Consider the following 22,761-nt stretch of genomic DNA (forward strand, 5'->3'; position numbering starts at 1 on the left):
CAAGGCATCACCACCTCATGCTGATTTACAAGATTTTCAGGTCCGATGAATGGACCACGCTGCAGGATCAGGGCGCGTCAGACGGCGCGCCGATTGACGTTACCGACGGATTTGTCCATTTCTCGACGGCCCAACAGGCCGCCGAAACCGCCGCCAAGCATTTTGCCGGAGTTGATGGCCTTGTCCTCTTGGCCTGCGACGCCGACGCCATGGGCGATGATCTGAGATGGGAAGTTTCGCGCGGGGGTGCCTTGTTTCCCCACCTTTACCGGCAGATCCGAATGACCGATGTGATCTGGACCCGCGCCCTGCCCTTTGACGGAACGCTACACCAGTTCCCCAAGGAGATGGTATGACCGGCTTCATCGATCCTGATCGTGAGCAGTTCGAGTTGTTCAAGGCACTGGATCGCGATCAACCGATCGAGATGCTCAACCTGGTCAGGTTTCGCGCGCAGGCTGAATACCCTTCCGGGCACGCGCTGGCAGATGCCGGCCTGACCGGCGCTGAGGCCTACCAGAACTACGGATCGGAAACCGCGCCCATTGTCGCCCGCATCGGAGCGTCCATTTTGTGGCGCGGTGGATTTGAAACCACTTTGATAGGCCCCGCCGACGAAATCTGGGATGCCGTGTTCATCGCCCGATATCCCAGCGCGCACGCCTTCCTTGAGATGGTAACCGACCCCGTTTATCGCACCGCTGTGGTGCATCGTCAGGCGGCTGTTTCGACCTCGCGGCTGATCCGTTGTTCGCCAGCACAGGTCGGAGGGACCTTCGGATGAAACTGATCGAAAAGCTTGGGCTGTCAGCCTTACACAGGCTGGACCCCGAAACTGCCCATGGGATGTCGATCCGGGCTTTGAAAGCCGGATTGGTCCCGGCTGCCGGCCCTGTCACGTCACCACGCCTGCGTACGCAGATCGCCGGTCTGACGCTGGCCAATCCGGTCGGCCTGGCCGCTGGATTCGACAAGAATGGCGAGGTTCTGGGCCCTTTATCGCGGGCCGGGTTCGGGTTTATTGAAGTCGGTGCGGTGACACCGCGTCCACAACCGGGCAACCCGAAACCGCGCCTGTTTCGCCTGACCGAAGACAAGGCGGCCATCAACCGTTTCGGCTTCAACAATGAAGGAATGGACGTCATGGCTCGCCGTCTCGCGAGCCGTCCCCGCGATGCGGTTATCGGATTGAACCTTGGCGCCAACAAGGACAGCGACGACCGCCCCGGTGATTTTGCCAAAGTACTGGCCCATTGCGCCGCCCATCTGGATTTTGCCACGGTCAACGTGTCGTCCCCCAACACCGAGAAACTGCGGGACCTGCAGGGTAAGGCCGCGCTTGGCGCTTTGCTGGCGGGTGTTGTCAAAACGCGAGACGCGCTGCCGGCACCGATTCCCGTATTCCTGAAAATTGCTCCGGACCTGACGGCACCAGAGATACAAGATATCGCCGATATCGCGCTGGAAACCGGAATTGACGCGGTCATTGCCACGAATACCACCCTGTCTCGCGACGGGCTGAGAAGCGCACACAAGGATGAGGCTGGTGGCCTGTCTGGCGCGCCTTTGTTCGAAAAATCGACCCGCGTTCTTGCGCAGCTCAGCCAACTGACCGAAGGACGCATTCCCTTGATCGGCGTGGGTGGCATCAGCAGCGCGGAACAGGCCTATGCCAAGATTTGCGCCGGTGCCTCGGCCGTCCAGTTCTATACGGCCATGGTTTACGGCGGCATGTCGCTGGCATCGGAAATCGCCCGGGGTCTGGACGAACTTCTGGCCCGGGACGGGTTTGAAAATGTCGCACAGGCGGTTGGCAGCAAACGAGAGGATTGGGTGTGATGGAATACTGGCACAACCCGCGGTGTTCGAAATCGCGTTCGGGGCTTGCACTGCTTGAAGAAAACGGCGCAGAACCCCGTGTCCGGAAGTATCTGGAGGACGCACCGTCAGAAGACGAATTGCGGGCCGTGCAGGCGAAACTGGGCATTGCTGCAATCGACATGATGCGCACAGGTGAAAAGCGCTTCAGGGAACTGGGGCTGAACAAAGCGACGCCGGACGATACCTTGATCTGTGCCATGGCCGAAAACCCGATCCTGATCGAACGCCCTATTGCCATTCGCGATGAAAAGGCCGCTATCGGGCGTCCGCCCGAAAACCTGCTGACCCTGCTTTAAGCGACTTGCGCCTCTAGCTTCGGATAGCGCCATCCCAGCGTGACGCCACGCGCAATGTTCAGAACCATCAGCGCGGCCCACAGCCCGTGATTACCAAATGCAGGCACCAGAATGAACAGGGACAGGACGTAGATCCCGACCGAGTGGATCATCGCCTGGCGCATGTCCCGGGTCCAGGTCGCGCCGATGTAGATACCGTCGAACATCCAGCTGGCCACGCCAATCACCGGGGCAATCGCAGCCCAGATCAGAAATTCGCGCGCGGCCTCACGCACCTCGGGCGAGGTCGACATCACATCGATCAGCGCGGGTCCTGCCAGATAGAAAACCAGACCCAGCGCGAAAGCGCCGCCTACGCCCCATTGTGACGCCATCACGGACGCACGCCGAACCTGAAAACGGTCCTTTGCCCCGACCGCCCCGCCGACCAGCGCCTCGGCCGAAAAGGCGAAACCGTCAAGCGCAAAGGCTGTGATTTCCAGAAACTGCAGCAGAACCTGATTGGCGGCCAGATTGACGTCGCCAAGATCTGATCCGACAAAAAGAAAAGTGGTGAACGATCCGGTCAAAAGGACGGACCGCACCATGATGTCGCCATTCACCTGCATCATCCGGCGCAGCCGTGCGCCGTCGAAAATGCGCGGCCAGTCTCTCCACTGATTGCCGGCAAATGCCTGACGGCAGAGCCATAGCCCCAGGGCCAACCCGGTCCATTCGGCGATCAGTGTCGCCAGCGCGACGCCCTCGACTCCCCAGCCCAGCCCAAGCACGAACCACAGATCCAGCAGGATATTCAGGCCATTCATCCATACCTGAAGAACAAACACGCCCCGCGTCCGCTCGATCGCGATCAGCCAGCCTGTAACGGCATAAAGCGCAATTGTCGCCGGGGCACCCCAGATCCGGATTTCCAGGTATTGTCGGGTCAGGGCTTCGACTTCGGGGCTTGCGGGGGACAGGGCAAATGCCCCCCACAGCACCCAGACCTGCGTCAGAATGAAAAACAGCCCCGCAGCGCCGCCCAACAGCAAACCGCGCATCAGAAGCGCGCCGGTTTCCGCCGTGTCTCCGGCCCCGCGCGCCTGTGCAGCCAAACCCGTGGTGCCCATCCGCAGAAAGCCGAATATCCAGTAGATGGCCGACAGGATGACCGCACCCATACCGACAGCGCCGATCGGGGCGGCCAGCCCCATCTGCCCGACAACACCAGTATCCACCGCCCCCAGTATCGGGACAGTGGCATTGGACAGAACGATAGGTGCTGCGATCTTCAGCACCCGTCTGTGCGTGATGGGTGCCGAGGCATCCCGCATCCAAGGCTATCCTTCGTCCGAATCCGATTGCGGCATCAGGAAATGCCCCGAAGCCTGCGCGAACAGGCGCGCATGGTTGTCCTGCCACGCCTCGACCCGGACCGAAGCATAACGCCGCCCGGAACGGCTGATGTAAGCGCGGGCATAGGCATCGCGCGGCAAGCCCGAACGCAGGTAGTCGACCGTGAAATCGATGGTTTTCGGGTATCGGAGCAAACTTGCATCCCGAATGTCTTCGGCACTCATCTCTCCGCTTTCGATGCGGGGAAACACGGTCTCCCAGCACAGGGTGATCACGCCGGTCACCTCCAAAAACGCGGCAGTGACCCCACCGTGCAGCGCGGGCAGCAGCGGATTGCCGATCAGTTTGTCGTCAAAATTCAGAACACCCGTCAGTTCATCTCCACGCCGGTCGAAGGTGATGTTGAGAAACCGGATATACGGCACCCCATCGACCATGGCGTTCAGTGCGGCGTCCCGACGGTTCTTGACCACCTGCATCGGCTCCGGACGATTGCGCGCCATTTACCTGCCCTCCACGGTGAAAGACCCCGATGCGGTTGCGACAGGATGTTCCTGATCGTCATCCGTTGCGGTCGCGCGCACGAAGGCCACATTGCGCGTGATGTGATAGCATTTGGCGCGCGTTGTAATGTTCTGCCCCGGCGTAGCCGCCCGCATGTAGTCTATGCGCAGGTCAATTGTCGCCGTGGCACCCGGCGCGGACGGATGGCTCATGACAGCCGCACCGCTGCAAGTATCCAGCAGAGCGAACACCGCCCCACCATGAATGACGCCGGTGCGCGGATCCCCGACAAGGTCCGCGTTGTACGGCATGGTGATCTCGGCTTCTCCGGCACCGATATACGTCAGCTCCATGCCCAATGCCCTGGCATGTGGAATCGCCTCGATGAACTGGCGCGCGAAACCCAATTTTTCTACCATTCGGTCTTTCCCTTCTTCCGCGCCCTTTATGATCGTCAGTTCAGCGAAAGGGCAAGCCCGACTGTTGCGCTTGCCGCTACGACTCCATAGGTTGCAGGCAAGGAGATGAGGAATGTCCGACACCCGTTTGTCATTCAAAGAAATGTGCGCCGAGTTCGACGTAACGCCCCGTACCCTGCGCTACTACGAATATATCGAGTTGCTGCAACCTGACCGCGAAGGCCGCTCCAGGTATTACGGCCCCCGTGAGCGCGCGCGCATGACGCTGATCATGCGCGGACGCAAGTTTGGGTTCCCGCTGGAAGAGATCCGGCAGTGGCTGCTGATCTATGAACATCAGGGCAACCAGGCTCAGATGGCAACTTTTGTGGAAATGGCTGACCGGCAAATGGAGGAGTTGCGCCAGCAAAGGCAGCAACTGGACGAAGCCATGGACGCCCTCAAGCAACTGCGCGACCAGACGGCCAATTCTCTGGGCTGACAACCTTTCAAGCGTCATTTCGGTCGAAACTGAAGCTCCCGTGGTCCCGCTGCGGGATTTTTCTTGTGGAGAACGTCGATACACGCAGCGTGGAATCGCGAGATTTCCCCTTACCCAGGGGAAAGAAGATTACCGAAACGCGGATTTACGCGAACGGATGTTACGTCAACTTTTTTGTGACGTAGCGTTCGCATTACGTAAACGTCATCTGCATGTTGTAAGAGGCCCATCAACTGCGCAAATCTTTTTCACGACGCCAGTGATGAGAGTTTGAACCATGACCGAAGACCTGATGACCATCCGCGAAATGTGCGAGACCTATGATGTCACACCACGTACCTTGCGGTTTTACGAGGCCAAGGAACTTTTGTTTCCTATCCGTGAAGGCCAGAAACGTCTGTTCACCAAACGCGATCGTGCCCGTCTGAAACTGATCCTGCGTGGCAAGCGCTTTGGCTTCAGCCTGGAAGAAATCCGGCAGCTTCTGGACCTGTATCACGTCGGTGATCAGCAACTGACACAGATGTCCCGCACCTATGAGATCGCGTGCGAACGTCTGGCAGACATGGAAGCACGCCGCGAAGAACTGACACAGGCCATCGACGATCTGAAAGAGCAGTTGCGCTGGGGCGAAAAGGTCATCGTCTCGATGAAACAGGAAAAGAAGGCGGCCGAATAATCTCGCCCGCCCCCGGACATCTGAATTAAGGGAGCTTCACATGCCCGTCTACAACGCGCCAATCAAAGACGCACAGTTCATTTTGCACGATGTACTGAAAGTCTCGACCTCGGACATTCCGGGATATTCCGATCTGGAGGCCGAGTTCACCGGCGCCGTGCTGGAGGAAGCGGGCAAGATCGCCACAAATGTTCTGCACCCGCTGAACGTGGTTGGCGATACCGAAGGATGTCGGCTGGAAAACGGTATCGTCTATACGCCATCCGGGTTCAAAGATGCCTTCGAGCAGATGAAGGAAGGCGGCTGGACGGGCCTCGACATGCCGGAAGAATATGGCGGTCAGAATATGCCCTATGTTCTCGGAACTGCCGTGGGCGAGATGTTCTCGGGCTCCAACCAGGCATTCACCATGTATCAGGGCCTGACGCACGGCGCGGCGTCTGCGATCTTGGCGCACGGAACCGACGAGCAGAAGAACAAGTACCTGCCCAACATGGTCAGCTGTGAATGGACTGGCACCATGAACCTGACCGAGCCGCATTGCGGTACCGATCTGGGTCTGATGCGCACCAAAGCAGAACCGCAGGGCGACGGCTCTTACAAGATTTCCGGCCAGAAGATCTTTATCTCGGCCGGCGATCACGACATGGCCGACAACATCATCCACCTGGTGCTGGCCAAAATCCCCGGCGGCCCCGAAGGGATCAAGGGCGTGTCGCTTTTCATCGTGCCCAAGTTCATCGTGAATGAAGACGGCAGCCTGGGCGAGCGCAACGGCGTTTCGGTCGGCAAGATCGAAGAGAAGATGGGCATCCACGGCAACTCGACCTGCGTCATGAACTATGACGAGGCGACCGGCTGGCTGCTGGGCGACAAGCACAAAGGCATGCGCGCCATGTTCACCATGATGAACGAAGCGCGTCTGGGTGTGGGCATGCAAGGCCTGTCTCAGGCCGAAGCTGCGTACCAGAACGCTGTCGAATATGCCAAAGACCGCCTGCAGGGCCGCGACGTAACAGGTGTGAAGAACCCGGACGGCCCCGCCGACCCGCTGATCGTTCACCCCGACATCCGCCGCAACCTGATGGATCAGAAAAGCTTCACCGAAGGCGCGCGCGCATTCATCCTGTGGGGCGCCACAATGATCGACAAGGCGCACCGCTCGGGTGACAAGGATGCGGACGGGCTGATCTCGCTGCTGACTCCGGTCATCAAGGGCTTCCTGACGGATCAAGGCTACGACATGACCGTTCAGGCCCAGCAGGTCTATGGCGGCCACGGCTACATCGAAGAATGGGGCATGTCACAATACACCCGCGACGCCCGGATTGCGATGATCTACGAAGGTGCGAATGGCGTTCAAGCGCTCGACCTTGTAGGCCGAAAGCTGGCACAGGATGGCGGCAAGCATGTCATGGCCTTCTTCGAGATGGTCAAATCTTTCTGCAAGGAAAACGGTGGCAAGGACGAAGCTTATGACAAAGCCTTCATCGAACCGCTGAAAGCTGCGTCGAAAGACCTGCAAGCCGCTGGCATGTACTTCATGCAGGAGGGCATGAAGAATCCGAACAACGCGCTGTCCGGGTCATATGACTTCATGCACATGTTCGGCCATGTCTGCCTGGGTCTGATGTGGGCGAAAATGGCAAAGGTTGCACAGGAAGCCCTAGACAGTGGCGCATCGGACAAGAACTTCTACGAGACAAAGATCAACACCGGTCGCTTCTATATGGCGCGCCGTCTGCCTGCCACATCCATGCATCTGGCCCGGATACAAACCGGCGCGGATACTGTAATGGCGCTGGACGCGGCAAATTTCTGAACTCAGTCTGGTTCCGGGTGCTTTCGCCCGGAACCAGGTACCCGGAGGACAAGACATGCCGAAACGCTTTCGCTTAACCCGCCGCTTTCCGGTTGCAATGACCGAAGACGGGTATCGCCGTCTCAAGGGTTTCGCCCGCGAAGCGGGGCTGGACGAGGGTGAAGCGCTGTCTTTTCTGTTCGAGAATTTCAACAGTGTCATTGATGAGGAGAACCTGACCCACCGGCTACGCATATTCAATTCCGAACTGGAAGCGCGAAAGCGGTGAGGCAATACGCCAATTCTTCGCCTGCGATGGCATCGAGCCCGAACGCCTCCGGCGGGAGTATTTTTGAAAAGATGAAGGCCTGATGCGCCCCTGCCACCGGGCGCACTCGCCATCAGGACAGGGACGACTTCACCTTTTGCGGTCATCGGCTCTCCAGCCTGTACCGCATGTTGATTGAAACAAACCAAGGTTGATCAAAGGTAAACGTCGGCTCTTCATCTTTTCCAAAATACTCAATTCCAACCTGACCACATGCGCCTTGGGAGGGGTAATCGCATGACTATCAAACTGCATTGTTTCGGAGAAAGCGGGAACTCTTACAAAGCGGCGCTGGCCTTGGAGATGTCGGGGCTGGTGTGGGAGCCGGTCTTTGTCGATTTCTTCAATGGCGAGACCCGCACGCGTGAATTTCGCGCGGAGGCCAACGAAATGGGCGAAGCGCCCTTTCTGATTGATCGTGATTTCCGCACCAGTCAGTCCGGCGCCATTCAGGCATATGTGACTGAGAAATCAGGGAAGTTCGGCGGCAGGAACCGGGAAGAGAACTACGAGATTTTCCGTTGGGTGTTGTGGGATAATCACAAACTAAGTTCAATGGCTGGCCTCACTCGTTTTCTGATCAATTTCCTGCCGGAAAAGCACCGCAACCCGGATGTGATCGCGTTCAATCAAGGTCGGCTTAAGGCGGCATACGAGATTCTGAACCAGCATCTGGCCGGTCGTGACTGGATCGTCGGGGACGGTGTGACAAATGCAGATCTCAGTTGCTGCGGCTACCTGTATTATCCGGAACCATTCGGTTTTGACCGCGCCGACTGGCCAAATATCGACGCCTGGCTGACACGCCTCAGCGAGCAGCCCGGCTGGAAACACCCCTATGACCTGATGCCCGGCAACCCGTCGGATCGAGCTTGAGGAGAATACCCATGACCGAAGCCTATATCTATGACGCTCTGCGCACTCCGCGCGGCAAGGGCCGCAAGGATGGCAGCCTGCACGAGGTAACCTCGGTGCGCCTGTCCGCCCTCACCCTGAACGCGATGAAAGAGCGTAACAACCTCGAAGGCCACGCCGTAGAGGACGTGATTTGGGGCAATGTCACGCAGGTGATGGAACAGGGCGGCTGTCTGGCGCGCTCGGCCGTGCTGGCGTCCGATCTGGACCAGTCGATCCCCGGTCTCGCGATCAACCGTTTCTGCGCCTCTGGCATGGAAGCGGTGAACCTGGCGGCGAACCAGGTGAAAGGCGGTGCTGGCGACGCGTACATCGCTGGCGGCGTCGAGATGATGGGCCGCGTACCCATGGGCAGCGATGGCGCCGCCATCGCCGTTGATCCCTCTCTGGCGATGAGCACGTATTTCGTCCCACAGGGCATTTCGGCCGACATCATCGCGACGGAATATGGCTTCAGCCGGGATGACGCCGACGCCCTGGCGGTTGAATCCCAAAAGCGCGCAGCAGAAGCATGGGCAGACAACCGGTTCGAAAAGTCGGTTATCACCGTAAAGGACCAGAACGGGCTGACCATTCTGGACCGCGACGAATATATGCGCCCCGGCACGGACATGCAGAGCCTTGGCGCGCTGAACCCCTCATTTGCGATGATGGGTGAGCAGATGCCCGGCTTCGACAAGGTGGCCATGCTCAAATACCCGCATCTGGAAAAAATCAATCACATTCATCATGCGGGTAACAGCTCGGGCATTGTGGACGGTGCGGCCGCGGTTCTGATCGGCAACAAGGAATTCGGCGAGAAATACGGCCTGAAACCCCGCGCGCGCATCAAGGCAACCGCGAAGATCGGCACCGACCCGACCATCATGCTGACCGGCCCGGTTCCGGTGACCGAAAAAATCCTGGCCGACAACGGCATGAAGATCAGCGATCTGGACCTGTTCGAAGTGAACGAAGCCTTTGCCTCAGTCGTGCTGCGCTTCCAGCAGGCGTTCGACGTCGACCCGGCGTTGGTCAACGTCAACGGCGGCTCGATCGCGATGGGTCACCCACTGGGTGCAACCGGCGCAATGATCATCGGCACGCTTCTGGATGAGCTGGAGCGTCAGGACAAGGAAACCGGATTGGCCACGCTTTGCATCGCGTCCGGCATGGGTGCGGCAACGATTATCGAGCGTGTCTGATGCCCAAGCTGGATCTCTCTCAAATCCCTTTCCGGGGCGGTTCGGGTTACCCCGGCAAGCTGGCCAAAGCTGGCGATGGCCGCTTTGTTCAACCGGTCGGAGATGCCGGCGGGCTGTCCCAATACGGGGTCAACATCGTGCGGCTTGAACCGCAGGGCATGTCCTCGCTGCGCCATTATCATATGGAGCAGGACGAGTTTGCCATCATGCTCACTGGCACCTGCGTGCTGATCGATGACGATGGCGAGCATGAGATGCAGCCCGGCGATTGCGCCGCTTGGCCCGCAGGTGAGGCCAATGGCCATCACCTTGTAAACAAAACCGATGCGCCCGCGACCTTTCTGGTGGTGGGCACGCGGACCCCGACCGAGACCGGATATTATAGCGACATAGACATGATGGTGAAGTTCGATGCCCACGGCTTTCGCTTCACCCGCAAAGACGGCAGCCCGCTGACGGCTGACCAGATCGGAGACGAGACATGACTGATTTCACCATGAAAGTGGACGCCGACGGCGTTGCCATCATCACCTGGGACGTACCCGAGAAAAGCATGAATATCCTGCGCGTCGAGGCGCTGGCCCTTATCGAAGAGATGATCGATCAGGTTCTTTCAGATGACAACATCAAGGGTGCGGTCATCACCTCGGCCAAGGACAGCTTTGCCGCCGGTATGGACCTGAACGTGCTGGGATCGATCCGCGAGAAGTCGGGCGATGAACCAGCGCAGGCCATGTTCGATTTCACAATGAACGGGCATCGCATTCTACGTAAGATCGAACTGGCGGGAATGGACCCGAAGACCAAAAAGGGCGGCAAACCGATTGCCGCCGCCCTGCCCGGCACCGCGCTGGGGATCGGGCTTGAGGTGCCACTGGCCTGTCATCGCATTTTCTGCGCCGACAACCCGAAGGCCAAGATCGGCCTGCCCGAAATCATGATCGGCATCTTCCCGGGCATGGGCGGAACCACCCGCATGGTCCGCAAGCTGGGTGCCGTTGGTGCGGCTCCGCTATTGCTGGAAGGCAAAACACTGGAGCCGAACAAGGCCAAGGGTGCGGGAATGGTCGATGAGGTCGTCGAAGACCCGCTGGCCGCCGCGAAGGAATGGGTGCTGAACGCCAGCGATGCGGATCTGGTCAAGCCTTGGGATGCAAAGGGGTACAAGATGCCCGGTGGTGCGCCGTACCATCCGGCTGGCTTCATGAACTACGTTGGCGCTTCGGCGATGGTCAACGGCAAGACACAAGGCGCGTTCCCGGCCGCTCAGGCCCTGCTGAGCGCGGTCTACGAGGGTGCTCTGGTCGATTTCGACACAGCCCTGAGGATCGAGGCGCGCTGGTTCACTTCGATCCTGATGAACCCGTCCTCGTCAGCGATGATCCGCAGCCTGTTCCTGAACAAGGAAGCGCTGGAGAAAGGCGCAGTGCGACCTCAGGGTGTGCCGGACCAGTCGGTTAAGAAGATCGGTGTTCTGGGCGCGGGCATGATGGGCGCGGGCATCGCGCTGGTGTCCGCTCAGGCCGGAATGGAAGTCGTTCTCATCGACCGCGATCAGGAGGCCGCCAACAAGGGTAAGGCCTATACCGAAGCGTACCTGGACAAAGGTATCAAGCGCGGCAAGGTCACGGCTGAAAAGAAAGAAGCCATGCTGGCCCGCATCACCGCGACGCCCGATCTGGAGCATCTGAAAGGCTGCGACCTGATTATTGAAGCGGTATTCGAAGACCCCGCAGTCAAGGCCGACATGACCAAAAAGGTCGAAGCGATCATTCCCGAAGATTGCATCTTTGCCTCCAACACCTCGACCCTGCCGATCACCGATCTGGCCAAGGCCAGCGTGAGGCCGGATCAGTTCATCGGCATCCATTTCTTTTCGCCGGTCGAGAAGATGTTCCTTGTCGAGATCATCAAAGGCAAGGAAACCGGGGATCGTGCGGTTGCCAAGGCGCTGGATTACGTGCGTCAGATTCGGAAGACACCGATCGTCGTCAACGACGCGCGGTTCTTCTACTGCAACCGCTGCATCATCCCGTACATCAACGAAGGTGCGCGCATGATTACCGAGGGCGTCAGCCCTGCATTGGTTGACAACGCCGCACGTCAACTGGGTTTCCCGGTCGGGCCGGTACAGCTGACCGATGAGACCTCGATTGATCTGGGCGCCAAGATTGCCCGCGCAACCAAGGCGGCGATGGGCGATGCCTATCCCGAAAGCCCCTCGGACGATCTGATCTTCTGGATGGAAGAACAGGGACGTCTGGGCCGCAAGGCAAATGCAGGCTTCTTCGACTATGACGAAAAGGGCAAGCGCGTCGGGTATTGGAAAGGTCTGCAAGACAAATACCCGCTGGCCGAAGATCAGCCCGACCTGATCGAAGTGCAAGAACGCCTGATGTTCGCACAGGTTCTGGAAGCGGTCCGCGCGCTGGAAGAAGGTGTTCTGGAGGATATCCGCGAAGGTGACGTGGGTGCCATTCTGGCCTGGGGTTTTGCCCCGTGGTCCGGTGGCCCACTAAGCTGGCTGGACATCATTGGCGCACCTTACGCCGCCGAACGCTGCGACCAGCTGGCAGCGCAATACGGCGAACGGTTCGCCTGCCCGCCGCTGCTGCGTGAGATGGCCGATAAGGGCCAGACGTTCTATGGCCGCTTCGCGCCCGAGGCCAAGGCCGCCTGAACAAGTGATGCAGGCGCGTAATACGCGCCTGCATCGTTTTCTTAGTGTTTGGTTAGGTCTGCCATTCAGGCCGCAAGAACAGGGCTGGCAAATTCGGCCTGCCGGGTCTTCCCGGGCGGCGCACTCCCAACTGTGGCCTGACGGGAAAAATCGGTTCTTGCGGGATGGGCGCGGGCAGCGCACCCAACGGGTTTGCAAGGGCTGATAGTTCGCCCTTGTATGCGATCAGATCGACAAGGTGGTCGGTGTCCTGCGCCTCGGCGATCTGGTATGAAGGCTGATCCGGGGACCCGCGCGATCCAAAGCGACTTGCCGGGCAATAGGCCTGCAACCCGCCTTCAAGGAAGACCACCTCGTCACAATCGAAAAAAAACGTGCTGACATCGAAGGTTGTGGACGGTGCTTGCGAGGTCATCCGGCACATTCCGCTGAGCATCCGGGCCGGGATCACAGACACGCCTTCGGTGCCCGGTTCAATCCGGCTTATGTCCAGCGCCACCCCCTGTTCTGGCATCAGCCAGACAGGACGCCCATTATACGCCGCACGCGACGGCACGTAGACGGGCAGATATTCTGCGCGCGTTTCGCCCGTTGCGATGCTCACCCTGTCAGTCGCAATTCGGCGTACTTCCTTGAAACCATGGTCCAATGTTCGGACAAGATCACCTGCCGCAATGCGTTCCACCGGCTTCCAGCCTCGGGTCGTTGCAATCTTGGTGCCGTGGACAAACCCGCCCCGGCGCGACAACGTTGCATTGCGCGACAGGACGTCGTCCATCTTCCGCGCATGATCTGATAAATCAGTAACACTCACTACTTCAAACACGTGCCCAGCCCCCCTTGGCACAGATAAACATTGAAACGTGGGTATCATGTGATCAGGCGCGCTGTCTTAGTTTTGACATATTTTAGCCCGAATTGAGCCTGTTCCGGCCCAATTGACCCACAATCAGCAAACAATGCGATTGTTTTTCACAGGCTTGCCGGAAATTCGGAAACGGTGACGGGATCAGGAGTGGAACCGGTAGTCGAATCTTCCGATATCTTCCGCGCAGGCATCCGACACCGCATTTCGGGTTCGCGTGGAATAGTACTGCCGATAATCCACCTCTCTTTCGGACCCGTTGAGATGCGGAAGGGTCAGCCTGAAACCGAGATGCGCGAACAACGGTTCAGCATCCTCCTCGAACTTCTCAAGCCGAATAAAGGCTCGGCACTGCTCGTGCCCATCTGCCCGCGTCATGTAGCGCCGCGCGGGATGCGCCTGAATTGACCTAAGCGTGGCCGGGTTCAGCAAGAATTCTTCAAATGATGACACCTTTGCCAGCGACACTGCGGGGTGGTCAAATTTCTGGTCCCGCAGCCAGTGGTAGTAACTGACAAGCCGATCCCAGGGGTTGCGGACCAGCGTGAAAGTGAACATGCGCTCTAACACCTCGGGCGGGACAAGCCCGTCGATATCCGCCAGGGTGGAGTGTTTCCACAACCGGCCCTTGGCCCGTAAGTCCTTTTGCCGTCGATGACGGTTCCGCGCCTTGGGCGTGTCTCCGATCAGGATGTCATCCTTCGTTGCCCTCTGTTCCAGCGCCGATGCAAGCGACGTGCCGCCCGTTTTGGGGATGTGGACAAACACATACGACCTGCGCCGGGAAACGATCACGCCACGGCCTGTTCCGCCGACGCACGCATCGAACGCCAGCCCAGCAGGGCTCCGGCCAGCACGATCAGCCCGATGCCGACGATCTGGATGCCATCGATTGATTGGCCGAAGGCCGCCCACGCAAACGCAGGACCGAAGATCATCACCGAGTATTCGAAAATTGCGACATAGGATGGCTCACCAACCTGATACGCCTTGATCAGCATGAAAACAGCAATGGTTGACCCAACGGCCTGGACCACCACCCAAAGAAGCGAGGGTTGTATCTGCCAGACCACGCCCCGGGTCACAAACCCTTCCGGGCCCGGTTCCGCACCGACCGGAAAGATCGAAAACCCCGTCAGCCCCAGCGCGCCAGCAATACCAAGTGTAATTACCATCCCCCCCAGCATGACGACCGTACTTTCCTGCGCGCAGTGGGACCGTGTCAGGATCGCCCCAAGCGCATAGAAAAACCCGCCTGCAACCGGCAACAGGGTTCTGGCATCGAAATCCGCCGGATTGAGTTGCAGAACCAGAAGTAATCCTAGAAACCCGAGCAGCGCAGCCAGAATTCGCCAGGGCCCGATTTTCTGCCGAAGACCAAGGGCCGAAATCAGCAACACGAAAATCGGGGACGTAAACAACCCCGCCAACGCCTGAGCAACCGGCATCAAAGCAAGCGACGAGAAGTAAAACAGCATGGCCAGCGTCATCAGGACGCTTCGCAAAAGAACAATGCCCGGGCGGATCGGGCGCAATCCGCCCAACCCAAGCAGTGACAACAGAAGCACCAGCGGCAGCATCAATATTGCGCGGCTCAGGTGGAATTGCCACAGACCGATCGTTTCGGCCACCAGAACCACGACATTGTCGATCACCCCGATGATGGCCATTGCGCCGATCATGAGGCCAGAGGCCAAAACGGGTGAAGATGGGTTGCCTGTCTGCATTCTGTTCAATTTTCGCCTTCGCTGCCGGACCCGCGTATTTCCCCGCATCCGGATACCGGGCGCAAGTGCCAAATACGGTTCAACAGGTTTGCGCCGCGTAAATTTATCATGCTAAGCTGGATCAAAATAATTTTGAGCAGACCTCGCCCCGATGACGGCCCTAAAACAGTACCAGCGGATCGAAGCCACCGGTCTGTGGCGGCCCTCGCCCGATATGCAGCGGCGCGAGGTGGTCGTGTCAATTGGCGAGGCCACGCTGACGATATCGGATTTCAATGACCGTGCGCTGACCCACTGGTCCCTGGCCGCGCTGGAGCGACAAAATCCGGGCGGCTACCCGGCCATTTTCAACCCTGACGGCGACCCGGATGAAACGCTGGAACTGGCCGAATCCGAAACCACGATGATCGAAGCGATCGACAGGCTGCAACGTGCAATCGAACGGTCACGTCCGCACCCTGGCCGACTGCGCTGGCTGAGTGTCGGCGGGGTAGTCGCCGCCGTGGCGGCCCTGCTGTTGCTCTGGCTGCCGGTTGCCTTGCAAAGCCACGTTGTTTCAGTCGTTCCCAAGATCAAGCGGCAGGACATCGGCGATACCATCCTGCAACGCATCGAAAGGGTCTCCGGGCGCGCCTGTGTATCGGAAGATGCCAAGGCCGCGCTGGATATGCTGGCAAAAAGGACCGGTGTACGGCAGATCGTGATCCTGCCTGCCGGGGTGCAGAACAGCCTTAGCCTGCCCGGCGGCACGGTGCTGCTGAGCCGAACGCTGGTCGAGGATCATGAAGACCCGGCGGTGGCGGCAGGATATGTCATCGCCGAACGCGCTCGGGCCGAGGCACATGACCCGCTTGATGACCTGCTGGACCGCACCGGCCCGACAACCGCATTCCGGTTGCTGACGACCGGTGAACTGACACCGCAGATCATCGACAGTTACACCGAGCAGGTCCTTTCGGAACCGCGCCCATCCCTGCCCGATCAGGAATTGCTGGCCGTGTTTGCTCAGGCAGCCCTGCCCTCGACACCTTACGCCTACGCGCGTGATATCACCGGCGAAACGGTTCTGGGCCTGATCGAGGCCGACCCGATGGTGGGCCGATCCCAGGAGCAGGTCCTGCCTGACCGCGACTGGGTCCGGCTGCAAAACATCTGTGGTGAATAAAGCGTTCGGGATTTACCTGAACACTCTCCGACACGAATACCCCGAATACGCCGTAGGCGGGGCAGGGATTTCGTGCCTCACCTTACACCCGAAACGCCGCAGACAGCTTACTTGGTACCGAACATCCGGTCGCCGGCGTCGCCCAATCCGGGCATGATATAGCCCTTGGAATTCAGTTCGCGATCCAGCGCGGCCGTCACGATATGCACATCCGGATGGGCCTCTTTCATCCGCGCGACCCCTTCGGGCGCGGCCAGCAGACAGAGGAAACGGATATCGCTCGCGCCTGCCTCTTTCAGCAGATCAATCGCAGCGGCTGAACTGTTGCCTGTGGCCAGCATCGGATCCACAGCAATGACCAGGCGGTCTTTCAGTCCTTCGGGCGCTTTGAAGTAATACTGGACAGGTTTCAGCGTCTTTTCATCGCGATACAATCCGACAAAGCCCACCCGCGCCGACGGGATCAATTCCAGCACACCGTCCAGCATCCCGTTGCCAGCGCGCAGAATCGACACCAATGCCAGTTTCTTACCGGCCAGAATGGGGGCGTCCATCTCCTCCATCGGGGTTTCGATGTTGCGGGTCGTCAGCTTTAGTTCTCGCGTGACCTCATAGGCCAGCAACAGGGTGATTTCCCGCAGCAACTGCCGGAAAACGGCGGTCGATGTACCCTTGTCCCGCATGAGCGTCAACTTGTGCTGCACCAGCGGATGATCAACGACGGTCAGATGTTCGCTCATGTTTTCTCCGGTCTTTTTTGGACCCGCGCACGGGTGTCTTCATCACAGAAGGCCGCATTGAGGGCCGTATCATTCATTGCGCTGAAATCCTCGGCCTCCCAGCCGAAAGCTGCGTTCAGCATCTCATATTCACGTCGCATGGTGGTATGGAAAAACGGCGGATCGTCGGTTGAGACGGTGACCTTGACGCCCGCATCGCGCAACTTTGCGATCGGATGGGCGCTGAAATCCGGATACAGGCCCAGCGCCACATTGGACCCCGGACAAACCTCAAGCGTGATGTCCCGGTCGACCAGTTCATACATCAGGTCGGGGTCTTCGATAGCGCGCACACCATGTCCGATCCTCTCGACCCCCAGGGCGCGCACCGCATCGCGCACACTGTCCGGTCCGCCAAATTCACCCGCATGGGTGGTCAGCCGCAATCCTGCCTCGCGGGCGCAATCAAACGCCCACTTGAAATCGCCCTGCGCGCCGACCCCTTCGTTGCCGCCCATGCCAAAGCCCGTGATCCAGTCGCCTGAGGTTTCGGCCGCGCAACGGGCGCTGAGTTTCGCCTTGTCCGGGCCAAAATGGCGAACACACGTGACGACGCCGCGCAGGGTGATGTCGAACTTGCGCTCAGCCTCATCCGCGGCGTCCTGAATGGCATTCAGGTAATCGCGCCAGGCGTGCACATCGCCACCGCCGCAGAAATCGGGGCTCAGGAAGGTTTCCGAATACACCACACCATTGGCAGCGCTTTCTTCCAGAATAGCCAGGGTCAGTCGGCGGAAATCCTCGGGCGATTTCAGTACTTCGCAGGCAGCCTCATAAACGCTCAGGAAATGGGCGAAATCGCGGAAGTCATAGGAGCCGTCGGGCTTGAAAATACCGCTCAGATCAATGCGTTTTTCATGCGCAAGTTGGCGAATGAAGGCGGGCGGAGCCGCGCCTTCGTGATGCAGATGCAACTCGATCTTGGGCAGGTCTGCGACAGTCATAGAAAACTCCGTCCCGGTCCATGTGCCGGAATGTTCAGGTGATGCGCGATGCTGGCGGCGACATCGGCGAAATTGACCGCACCGATCTGCCCTGCGCCCCGCCCTGCGATCAGCACCGGCACCTTTTCGCGTGTGTGGTCTGTGCCGGTCCAGCTAGGATCATTTCCATGATCGGCGGTCAGCACCATAAGGTCACCCGGGCGCAGTTTTATCAGGATCGCGCCGATTTCGCGGTCGAACCATTCCAGCGCGCGGGCATAGCCGCTGATGTCGCGGCGATGTCCATAGAGACTGTCAAACTCCACAAAATTGGCAAAGGTCAGACTGCCGTCTTCAGCTTCGTCCACCAGATCAGACAGGTGCCCCATCAGTTCGGCGTCCGAGCCCTTGCGCAAAGTATCAATCCCCTGCATCGAGAAAATGTCGCCGATCTTGCCCACAGCGTGAACGCGGCGGCCGGCATCCTGAGCCCAGTTGGTCAAAACCGGCGCGGGCGGCAGAATGGCAAAATCTTTGCGGTTGGTGGTTCGGGTGAACCCGCCCTCGGGCGAGCCGATAAACGGGCGCGCGATAACGCGGCCGATCTTCATGTCATGCAGCATCGGGGCCAGCGTCCGGCACATCTGCAGCAGACGGTCGAGGCCAAAGCTTTCCTCATGCGCGGCAATCTGGAACACGCTGTCGGCCGAGGTGTAGCAGATCGGCCAGCCCGTCCGCATGTGTTCGGCTCCTAGTTCGGCAATGATTTTCGTGCCCGAGGCGTGGCAATCGCCCAGTATCCCGTCTGTTCCGGCTGCCTCTGCCGCCGCGCGGCTCAGATCAGCGGGGAATGCGGGCGTGGTGTCCGGGAAATAGTGCCAGTCCCACGGCACCGGCAGTCCGGCCAGTTCCCAGTGGCCCGAAGGCGTGTCCTTGCCCAGCGAATTTTCGTGCGCGCAGCCCCAGAGGCCGGTTGGTTCGACCTCGAGCCCCGGTGTTTCATCGCCTGAGGCCAGACGCACAGACGCTCCCAACCCCAGCGCGTCGAGGTTGGGCAGGTGCAGCGGACCCGATCGGCCATCTTCGGCCCGCCCTTCCGCGCAGGCCTGCGCGATATGGGCCACGGTGTTGGCACCCGTATCAGGGACCTCGCCGTTAAAAAACTGATCCGCATCCGTTGCGCCGCCAATACCGACAGAGTCCATGACGACAAGGAAAGCCCGTCTCATGCGGTAATCCTTTCATGGACGAGATCGGGGATCGGTGCGGGCGTTTCGCTGATCGTGATGGCCTGCAAAATCGCCTCTGCGGCTTGCCGGGCCGCGTCTTCGCGTGCGGCGTGCACCACGGCCAGTGGCTCGCGCTGTGATACCTGCTGCCCCAATCGCACGATGTCAGAAATGCCCACTGCCGGGTCAATGACGTCGGCTTCGACCTGCCGCCCGCCACCCAGCGCGACGACAGCCAGACCCAGCGCCTCGCCGTCTATGCTTGTGATATAGCCGCTGTGTTGGGCCGCAACTTCCTGAATGACATTCGCTTCGGGCAGAAAGCGTTCCCAGTTTTCGACAAGATGGACCGGACCGCCCACCGCCGCCATCATGCGGCCAAATCGGTCCGCCGCCCGACCATCCCTGATCACATCGGCGATTTGCCTGCGCCCCTCGTCAATCGAGGCATACATTCCCGCATCTTTAAGCAACACACCACCCAATTCGGAGGAAAGCTCGGCAAGAGGCGTCGGTTGGCCGCTGGTCATCGTTTTCATCACCTCGGCTATTTCCAGCGCATTGCCCAGCGCCGAGGCCAGAGGCTGGTTCATATCGGTGATCACTGCCGAAGTGCGACAACCGGCGGCGTTTGCTGTTTCGGTCAAGGCCCGCGCCAGATTTCGAGCAGCATCCAGCGTTTTCATGAACGCACCGGAACCGACCTTCACGTCCAGCACCAACGCATCCGGGCCCGCTGCCAGCTTTTTCGACAGGATCGACGCCGTGATCAGATCCAGGCTTTCAACTGTCGCCGTCACGTCGCGCACCGCGTAAAGGCGTTTGTCCGCAGGCGCAATCTGGCCGGTTGCGCCGACGATGGCCGCACCGGTTTCGCGCAATATCTGCTCCAACCGGTCCTGACTGATTTGGGTGCTGACCCCTGGAATGGCCTCAAGCTTGTCCAGTGTCCCGCCGGTATGGCCAAGGCCACGCCCCGAGATCATCGGAACATAGGCCCCGCATTCGGCCAGCGCCGGCGCCAGCACAAGGCTGACACAATCCCCGACCCCACCGGTCGAGTGCTTGTCGATCACCGGACCGTCCAGATCCCAGCTCAGCACCTCTCCACTGTCCCGCATCGCGACGGTCAGATCGGCGCGGCCCTGTGCGCCCAGACTGCCCATGCAAACTGCCATGGCAAACGCCCCGGCCTGCGCGTCACTGACGGCACCATCGGCCAAACCCTGGGCGAACCAGTTCAGCTCTGCACTGGTCGGAACGTCACCCCGGCGCAGTTTTGCGATGATCGAACGGGCGTCCATAGGTTCAGACATCCTCCATATGAGAGGCGTCGAACGCGCCGGGCAGAAGCTGTCCGATGGTTGTCTCAAGCTCAGTTCCGGTTGCTGTCGCAAGCGTCACTTTGACGTCCGGCTTGCCGAATTCCGCCAGCTTCTGACGGCATCCGCCACAAGGCGGTACCGGTTGCGGGCTTGAGGCGACAACATAAACCTCGGTCAGTTCCTGCTCACCCGCGGCCACCATCGCGGCAATCGCACCCGCTTCGGCACAGGTGCCTTCCGGGTAGGCGACATTTTCCACGTTGCAGCCGGAAAAGATCACTCCGGACTTCGACCGGATCGCCGCGCCCACTTTGAACTTCGAATACGGCGCGTAAGCGTTTTCCCGGACGGACAGGGCGGCGTCTTTCAAAGGCATGGTGATTCCCAATTTTTGATCATCTGGTCAGAATGCCATACCCTAATGGAAAGAGCCGGGGGATTTGAAGCCCCCGGCGCATGTTTCCTGATCCGATCTTGGCTTAACCCAGCGTTGTATTGAAGGTCCCGGGCAATGTGACCTCCAGCAGCTCGACATCATCGGACGGGTCCGCAAGGCGCGTGCGCATCCCCGGCGGGATCACAAAGGCGTCGCCCTGTTCCAGCCGATAGGGATCACGTCCTTCCCCTTCCAGCGTCACCTGACCGTTCATCACGAAGGTGAAATGGATATCGGTATCATGACTGGCCCAGACCGGTTCGCCCTGCCCCCGTTTTACCACCTGAACCCCGGCAACGCCCTTAGTGTTTTCCGCAATCGTGGTGTCCCGGCAGATATATCCCGGCAAGCGGAACTCCCCCCACTCGGCATCTTTGGCCTGATTGTACACAAACCGCTGCCCCTGCCATTCCCGCGTGGGCCGGAAATGAGGGGTGGGCAGATCCATGTCATGATCGATTTCCGTGACATGTTCCGCGGGTACACCGATCTCAATCACCTGCACATTGTCCGAGGCCTCGAGCACGCGGTGACGGATTTCCGGAGGCTGGATAAAGCAATCGCCCGCCGTCAGGCGCATCTTTTCGCCCTGATCCTCGTACACAACATCGACCCAGCCGTGGATACAGAAGATCAGCTGAAACCCGACCTTGTGAAAGTGCACCATGTCGGGCACCGGGCCGCCATCGGGGATACGGATGTGGCTGGCGATGATCGACCCGCCCAGCCGATCAGGCACCAGATCGCGATAGTGCATACCCGCCCGTCCAATGATCCACGGCGCCTGGTCCTTTAGCCTGCGCACGACAAAGGAATGCACCGTTTCCGGCATCACCAGCGGCGGGTTGCGGTCGTCAATTTCTATGCGAGTTCCATTGGGGGCGACCAGCACACGCTCGCCATCGGCAAACCGATCCGGATCCTCGGTCAGGATTCGCAAGGTCCCGGGCGCCTCGGGCGCGTCCTTTTCGATGCGCAATCGCAAGCCATGGCCCGAAAACACCGCAACACGGGGGTCATCGGCGGGATAGATCATATCCATCCGCATCCCCAGCGTTCTGGTATAAAACGGGATGTCGTCGCGCAGTTCGTTCGTGGGCAGACGGAATTCAGCGAGTGTCGGACTTTTGCTGCTGGTCATCAGGCTTCTCTTCAATATTCGATTTGGGCCATCCGATCAGAACAGAGGCCAAAATGCCAATCGAAAAGAACATCTCGAGCGTTTCTTCCAGCGCAAACAGACGGATCGCCATAATCGGGGACAGCGTCTCGTCAAAAAGTCCCGAGACCTCTTCCAGAAGCTGGGCCACCACAGCCGACAGCCCGGCAAGAACGAAGATCAGCAAAAACGGCGCGCGCTGTTTCAGCGCAAGCCGTGCGTTGGGCACCCCGTGCCAAATGGCACCGCCCAGTATGATGACCGCAAGCACGACCCGGATCAGCGTCATGTCCAGAATGTCATCCAGGCCGCTCAGTATCATAAACGGCACGGTTCCTTCGGAATAAATGTCTGCTTCCAGCTCTCGCTCGGCCAGAAGCAGGCAGGTCACACCGATGTACAGACGTTTCAATCCGGGAAACCGCACCAGTGCCGCCAGCCCGGCAGCAAGCAGCGCGGCGGCCGAAATCGTTTCGAACGGCCCCCCTTCCTGGTTGAGCTGCTCGGCCTGCAGGGGCCAAATCACAACGGCGCACAGGATCAGGGCCATCAGCGCGATTGCCACGCGGAATCCGGACTTTTCCATTCCAAATGAAGATTGGTTGCCTGAAACGGCCTTCTCCGGCCGCGTGTTGTCTTTTATGCTCATG

General features: G+C 59.5%; 26 protein-coding genes. 13 read left to right on the plus strand and 13 right to left on the minus strand.

Translation table 11 applies throughout. The features are described from left to right. Window positions 1–17 precede the first annotated feature (17 nt). Genes ACR0FE_RS19285 through arsC form a run of 4 tightly spaced genes read left to right on the plus strand, consistent with a single transcriptional unit; the run spans window position 18 to window position 2,177 of the window. Window positions 18–356 (plus strand): DUF952 domain-containing protein, encoded by a 339-nt coding sequence (locus ACR0FE_RS19285; protein ID WP_480490343.1) that lies wholly within the window; start codon window positions 18–20, stop codon window positions 354–356. Continuing rightward, on the plus strand, window positions 353–784 hold the full coding sequence (locus ACR0FE_RS19290) for a DUF1330 domain-containing protein (RefSeq protein WP_480914708.1): 432 nt from the start codon (window positions 353–355) through the stop codon (window positions 782–784). Before ACR0FE_RS19285 ends, ACR0FE_RS19290 begins: the two co-directional genes overlap by 4 nt. After that, window positions 781–1,839: a quinone-dependent dihydroorotate dehydrogenase gene (locus tag ACR0FE_RS19295; RefSeq protein WP_480914710.1), complete on the plus strand. Its 1,059-nt coding sequence runs from the start codon at window positions 781–783 to the stop codon at window positions 1,837–1,839. The genes ACR0FE_RS19290 and ACR0FE_RS19295 overlap by 4 nt, the downstream gene beginning before the upstream one ends. Then, complete coding sequence (arsC, locus tag ACR0FE_RS19300) at window positions 1,836–2,177, plus strand: arsenate reductase (glutaredoxin) (protein WP_480914712.1); 342 nt, start codon at window positions 1,836–1,838, stop codon at window positions 2,175–2,177. Before ACR0FE_RS19295 ends, arsC begins: the two co-directional genes overlap by 4 nt. Here arsC and ACR0FE_RS19305 read toward each other — a convergent pair. Genes ACR0FE_RS19305 through ACR0FE_RS19315 form a run of 3 tightly spaced genes read right to left on the minus strand, consistent with a single transcriptional unit; the run spans window position 2,174 to window position 4,435 of the window. Further along, a complete protein-coding gene (locus tag ACR0FE_RS19305) occupies window positions 2,174–3,490 on the minus strand; it encodes an MATE family efflux transporter (protein ID WP_170808244.1) in 1,317 nt (438 codons plus the stop codon). The genes arsC and ACR0FE_RS19305 overlap by 4 nt on opposite strands. Window positions 3,491–3,496: 6 nt before the next feature. Continuing rightward, complete coding sequence (locus ACR0FE_RS19310; RefSeq protein WP_480914714.1) at window positions 3,497–4,015, minus strand: PaaI family thioesterase; 519 nt, start codon at window positions 4,013–4,015, stop codon at window positions 3,497–3,499. After that, on the minus strand, window positions 4,016–4,435 hold the full coding sequence (locus ACR0FE_RS19315) for a PaaI family thioesterase (RefSeq protein ID WP_170808242.1): 420 nt from the start codon (window positions 4,433–4,435) through the stop codon (window positions 4,016–4,018). A 112-nt stretch (window positions 4,436–4,547) separates the two neighbouring features. Between ACR0FE_RS19315 and ACR0FE_RS19320 the strand changes: the two genes are divergently transcribed. The 8 genes from ACR0FE_RS19320 to ACR0FE_RS19355 all read left to right on the plus strand — a co-directional run bounded on the left by ACR0FE_RS19320 (window position 4,548) and on the right by ACR0FE_RS19355 (window position 12,503). Beyond that, window positions 4,548–4,916, plus strand: coding sequence for a MerR family transcriptional regulator (locus ACR0FE_RS19320; protein WP_170619491.1), 369 nt, complete (start codon window positions 4,548–4,550; stop codon window positions 4,914–4,916). Between the two features lie 277 nt (window positions 4,917–5,193). Next, window positions 5,194–5,595, plus strand: a complete 402-nt coding sequence (locus tag ACR0FE_RS19325; RefSeq protein ID WP_170609557.1) for a MerR family transcriptional regulator — start codon at window positions 5,194–5,196, stop codon at window positions 5,593–5,595. A gap of 40 nt (window positions 5,596–5,635) precedes the next feature. Continuing rightward, a complete protein-coding gene (locus ACR0FE_RS19330) occupies window positions 5,636–7,417 on the plus strand; it encodes an acyl-CoA dehydrogenase C-terminal domain-containing protein (RefSeq protein WP_480914717.1) in 1,782 nt (593 codons plus the stop codon). Window positions 7,418–7,472: 55 nt separating this feature from the next. Further along, window positions 7,473–7,685 (plus strand): hypothetical protein, encoded by a 213-nt coding sequence (locus tag ACR0FE_RS19335; protein WP_170609554.1) that lies wholly within the window; start codon window positions 7,473–7,475, stop codon window positions 7,683–7,685. Between the two features lie 276 nt (window positions 7,686–7,961). Further along, window positions 7,962–8,600, plus strand: coding sequence for a glutathione S-transferase family protein (locus tag ACR0FE_RS19340; protein ID WP_480914719.1), 639 nt, complete (start codon window positions 7,962–7,964; stop codon window positions 8,598–8,600). Window positions 8,601–8,611: 11 nt separating this feature from the next. Continuing rightward, window positions 8,612–9,823 carry an acetyl-CoA C-acetyltransferase gene (locus ACR0FE_RS19345; protein WP_170808238.1) on the plus strand — a complete coding sequence of 404 codons (1,212 nt, stop codon included), beginning with the start codon at window positions 8,612–8,614 and terminating at the stop codon, window positions 9,821–9,823. Then, window positions 9,823–10,308, plus strand: coding sequence for a cupin domain-containing protein (locus tag ACR0FE_RS19350; RefSeq protein ID WP_321251785.1), 486 nt, complete (start codon window positions 9,823–9,825; stop codon window positions 10,306–10,308). The genes ACR0FE_RS19345 and ACR0FE_RS19350 overlap by 1 nt, the downstream gene beginning before the upstream one ends. Next, window positions 10,305–12,503, plus strand: a complete 2,199-nt coding sequence (locus ACR0FE_RS19355; protein ID WP_170619494.1) for a 3-hydroxyacyl-CoA dehydrogenase NAD-binding domain-containing protein — start codon at window positions 10,305–10,307, stop codon at window positions 12,501–12,503. The genes ACR0FE_RS19350 and ACR0FE_RS19355 overlap by 4 nt, the downstream gene beginning before the upstream one ends. 52 nt (window positions 12,504–12,555) lie before the next feature. Here the strand turns inward: ACR0FE_RS19355 and ACR0FE_RS19360 are convergent, their stop codons facing one another. From ACR0FE_RS19360 to ACR0FE_RS19370, 3 genes are all read right to left on the minus strand, one after another. Beyond that, a complete protein-coding gene (locus tag ACR0FE_RS19360; RefSeq protein ID WP_480914721.1) occupies window positions 12,556–13,281 on the minus strand; it encodes a Hint domain-containing protein in 726 nt (241 codons plus the stop codon). Window positions 13,282–13,512: 231 nt separating this feature from the next. Then, the gene (locus tag ACR0FE_RS19365) at window positions 13,513–14,163 is read right to left on the minus strand and encodes a sulfotransferase family 2 domain-containing protein (RefSeq protein ID WP_480914723.1); all 651 of its coding nucleotides are present in this window, start codon (window positions 14,161–14,163) and stop codon (window positions 13,513–13,515) included. Further along, entirely contained in the window at window positions 14,160–15,095 is a 936-nt protein-coding gene (locus ACR0FE_RS19370) for a DMT family transporter (RefSeq protein ID WP_480914725.1), read from the minus strand. Before ACR0FE_RS19370 ends, ACR0FE_RS19365 begins: the two co-directional genes overlap by 4 nt. A gap of 151 nt (window positions 15,096–15,246) precedes the next feature. On the opposite strand from ACR0FE_RS19370, the gene ACR0FE_RS19375 reads away from it, so the two are divergent. Further along, window positions 15,247–16,260: a hypothetical protein gene (locus ACR0FE_RS19375; protein WP_480914727.1), complete on the plus strand. Its 1,014-nt coding sequence runs from the start codon at window positions 15,247–15,249 to the stop codon at window positions 16,258–16,260. Between the two features lie 107 nt (window positions 16,261–16,367). On the opposite strand, the gene upp is transcribed toward ACR0FE_RS19375, so the two are convergent. From upp to ACR0FE_RS19410, 7 genes are all read right to left on the minus strand, one after another. Further along, window positions 16,368–17,000, minus strand: coding sequence for a uracil phosphoribosyltransferase (upp, locus tag ACR0FE_RS19380; protein ID WP_480914728.1), 633 nt, complete (start codon window positions 16,998–17,000; stop codon window positions 16,368–16,370). Next, the gene (locus tag ACR0FE_RS19385) at window positions 16,997–17,983 is read right to left on the minus strand and encodes an adenosine deaminase (protein WP_480914730.1); all 987 of its coding nucleotides are present in this window, start codon (window positions 17,981–17,983) and stop codon (window positions 16,997–16,999) included. Before ACR0FE_RS19385 ends, upp begins: the two co-directional genes overlap by 4 nt. Beyond that, window positions 17,980–19,191 (minus strand): phosphopentomutase, encoded by a 1,212-nt coding sequence (locus tag ACR0FE_RS19390; RefSeq protein ID WP_480490353.1) that lies wholly within the window; start codon window positions 19,189–19,191, stop codon window positions 17,980–17,982. The genes ACR0FE_RS19385 and ACR0FE_RS19390 overlap by 4 nt, the downstream gene beginning before the upstream one ends. Further along, window positions 19,188–20,495 (minus strand): thymidine phosphorylase, encoded by a 1,308-nt coding sequence (locus ACR0FE_RS19395; RefSeq protein WP_480914742.1) that lies wholly within the window; start codon window positions 20,493–20,495, stop codon window positions 19,188–19,190. The genes ACR0FE_RS19390 and ACR0FE_RS19395 overlap by 4 nt, the downstream gene beginning before the upstream one ends. A 4-nt stretch (window positions 20,496–20,499) precedes the next feature. Continuing rightward, a complete protein-coding gene (locus ACR0FE_RS19400) occupies window positions 20,500–20,892 on the minus strand; it encodes a cytidine deaminase (RefSeq protein ID WP_170609530.1) in 393 nt (130 codons plus the stop codon). Between the two features lie 103 nt (window positions 20,893–20,995). Continuing rightward, window positions 20,996–22,093 carry a cupin domain-containing protein gene (locus ACR0FE_RS19405; protein WP_480490358.1) on the minus strand — a complete coding sequence of 366 codons (1,098 nt, stop codon included), beginning with the start codon at window positions 22,091–22,093 and terminating at the stop codon, window positions 20,996–20,998. After that, window positions 22,062–22,697 carry a hypothetical protein gene (locus ACR0FE_RS19410; protein ID WP_321251765.1) on the minus strand — a complete coding sequence of 212 codons (636 nt, stop codon included), beginning with the start codon at window positions 22,695–22,697 and terminating at the stop codon, window positions 22,062–22,064. The genes ACR0FE_RS19405 and ACR0FE_RS19410 overlap by 32 nt, the downstream gene beginning before the upstream one ends. Window positions 22,698–22,761: the final 64 nt, after the last annotated feature.

The sequence above is a fragment of the Ruegeria sp. K7 genome (assembly GCF_056531785.1).

Bases quoted from the DNA above. Each gene is read 5' to 3' on its own strand.
- ACR0FE_RS19335 (WP_170609554.1), top strand. From the start codon at position 7,473: ATGCCGAAACGCTTTCGCTTAACCCGCCGCTTTCCGGTTGCAATGACC.
- ACR0FE_RS19305 (WP_170808244.1), bottom strand. From the start codon at position 3,490: ATGCGGGATGCCTCGGCACCCATCACGCACAGACGGGTGCTGAAGATC.
- ACR0FE_RS19390 (WP_480490353.1), bottom strand. From the start codon at position 19,191: ATGAGACGGGCTTTCCTTGTCGTCATGGACTCTGTCGGTATTGGCGGC.
- ACR0FE_RS19315 (WP_170808242.1), bottom strand. From the start codon at position 4,435: ATGGTAGAAAAATTGGGTTTCGCGCGCCAGTTCATCGAGGCGATTCCA.
- ACR0FE_RS19350 (WP_321251785.1), top strand. From the start codon at position 9,823: ATGCCCAAGCTGGATCTCTCTCAAATCCCTTTCCGGGGCGGTTCGGGT.
- ACR0FE_RS19340 (WP_480914719.1), top strand. From the start codon at position 7,962: ATGACTATCAAACTGCATTGTTTCGGAGAAAGCGGGAACTCTTACAAA.
- ACR0FE_RS19395 (WP_480914742.1), bottom strand. From the start codon at position 20,495: ATGGACGCCCGTTCGATCATCGCAAAACTGCGCCGGGGTGACGTTCCG.
- ACR0FE_RS19345 (WP_170808238.1), top strand. From the start codon at position 8,612: ATGACCGAAGCCTATATCTATGACGCTCTGCGCACTCCGCGCGGCAAG.
- ACR0FE_RS19360 (WP_480914721.1), bottom strand. From the start codon at position 13,281: ATGGACGACGTCCTGTCGCGCAATGCAACGTTGTCGCGCCGGGGCGGG.
- ACR0FE_RS19370 (WP_480914725.1), bottom strand. From the start codon at position 15,095: ATGCAGACAGGCAACCCATCTTCACCCGTTTTGGCCTCTGGCCTCATG.
- ACR0FE_RS19295 (WP_480914710.1), top strand. From the start codon at position 781: ATGAAACTGATCGAAAAGCTTGGGCTGTCAGCCTTACACAGGCTGGAC.
- upp (WP_480914728.1), bottom strand. From the start codon at position 17,000: ATGAGCGAACATCTGACCGTCGTTGATCATCCGCTGGTGCAGCACAAG.
- ACR0FE_RS19330 (WP_480914717.1), top strand. From the start codon at position 5,636: ATGCCCGTCTACAACGCGCCAATCAAAGACGCACAGTTCATTTTGCAC.
- ACR0FE_RS19410 (WP_321251765.1), bottom strand. From the start codon at position 22,697: ATGGAAAAGTCCGGATTCCGCGTGGCAATCGCGCTGATGGCCCTGATC.
- ACR0FE_RS19375 (WP_480914727.1), top strand. From the start codon at position 15,247: ATGACGGCCCTAAAACAGTACCAGCGGATCGAAGCCACCGGTCTGTGG.
- ACR0FE_RS19320 (WP_170619491.1), top strand. From the start codon at position 4,548: ATGTCCGACACCCGTTTGTCATTCAAAGAAATGTGCGCCGAGTTCGAC.
- ACR0FE_RS19310 (WP_480914714.1), bottom strand. From the start codon at position 4,015: ATGGCGCGCAATCGTCCGGAGCCGATGCAGGTGGTCAAGAACCGTCGG.
- ACR0FE_RS19325 (WP_170609557.1), top strand. From the start codon at position 5,194: ATGACCGAAGACCTGATGACCATCCGCGAAATGTGCGAGACCTATGAT.
- ACR0FE_RS19405 (WP_480490358.1), bottom strand. From the start codon at position 22,093: ATGACCAGCAGCAAAAGTCCGACACTCGCTGAATTCCGTCTGCCCACG.
- ACR0FE_RS19355 (WP_170619494.1), top strand. From the start codon at position 10,305: ATGACTGATTTCACCATGAAAGTGGACGCCGACGGCGTTGCCATCATC.
- ACR0FE_RS19400 (WP_170609530.1), bottom strand. From the start codon at position 20,892: ATGCCTTTGAAAGACGCCGCCCTGTCCGTCCGGGAAAACGCTTACGCG.
- ACR0FE_RS19290 (WP_480914708.1), top strand. From the start codon at position 353: ATGACCGGCTTCATCGATCCTGATCGTGAGCAGTTCGAGTTGTTCAAG.
- ACR0FE_RS19385 (WP_480914730.1), bottom strand. From the start codon at position 17,983: ATGACTGTCGCAGACCTGCCCAAGATCGAGTTGCATCTGCATCACGAA.
- ACR0FE_RS19285 (WP_480490343.1), top strand. From the start codon at position 18: ATGCTGATTTACAAGATTTTCAGGTCCGATGAATGGACCACGCTGCAG.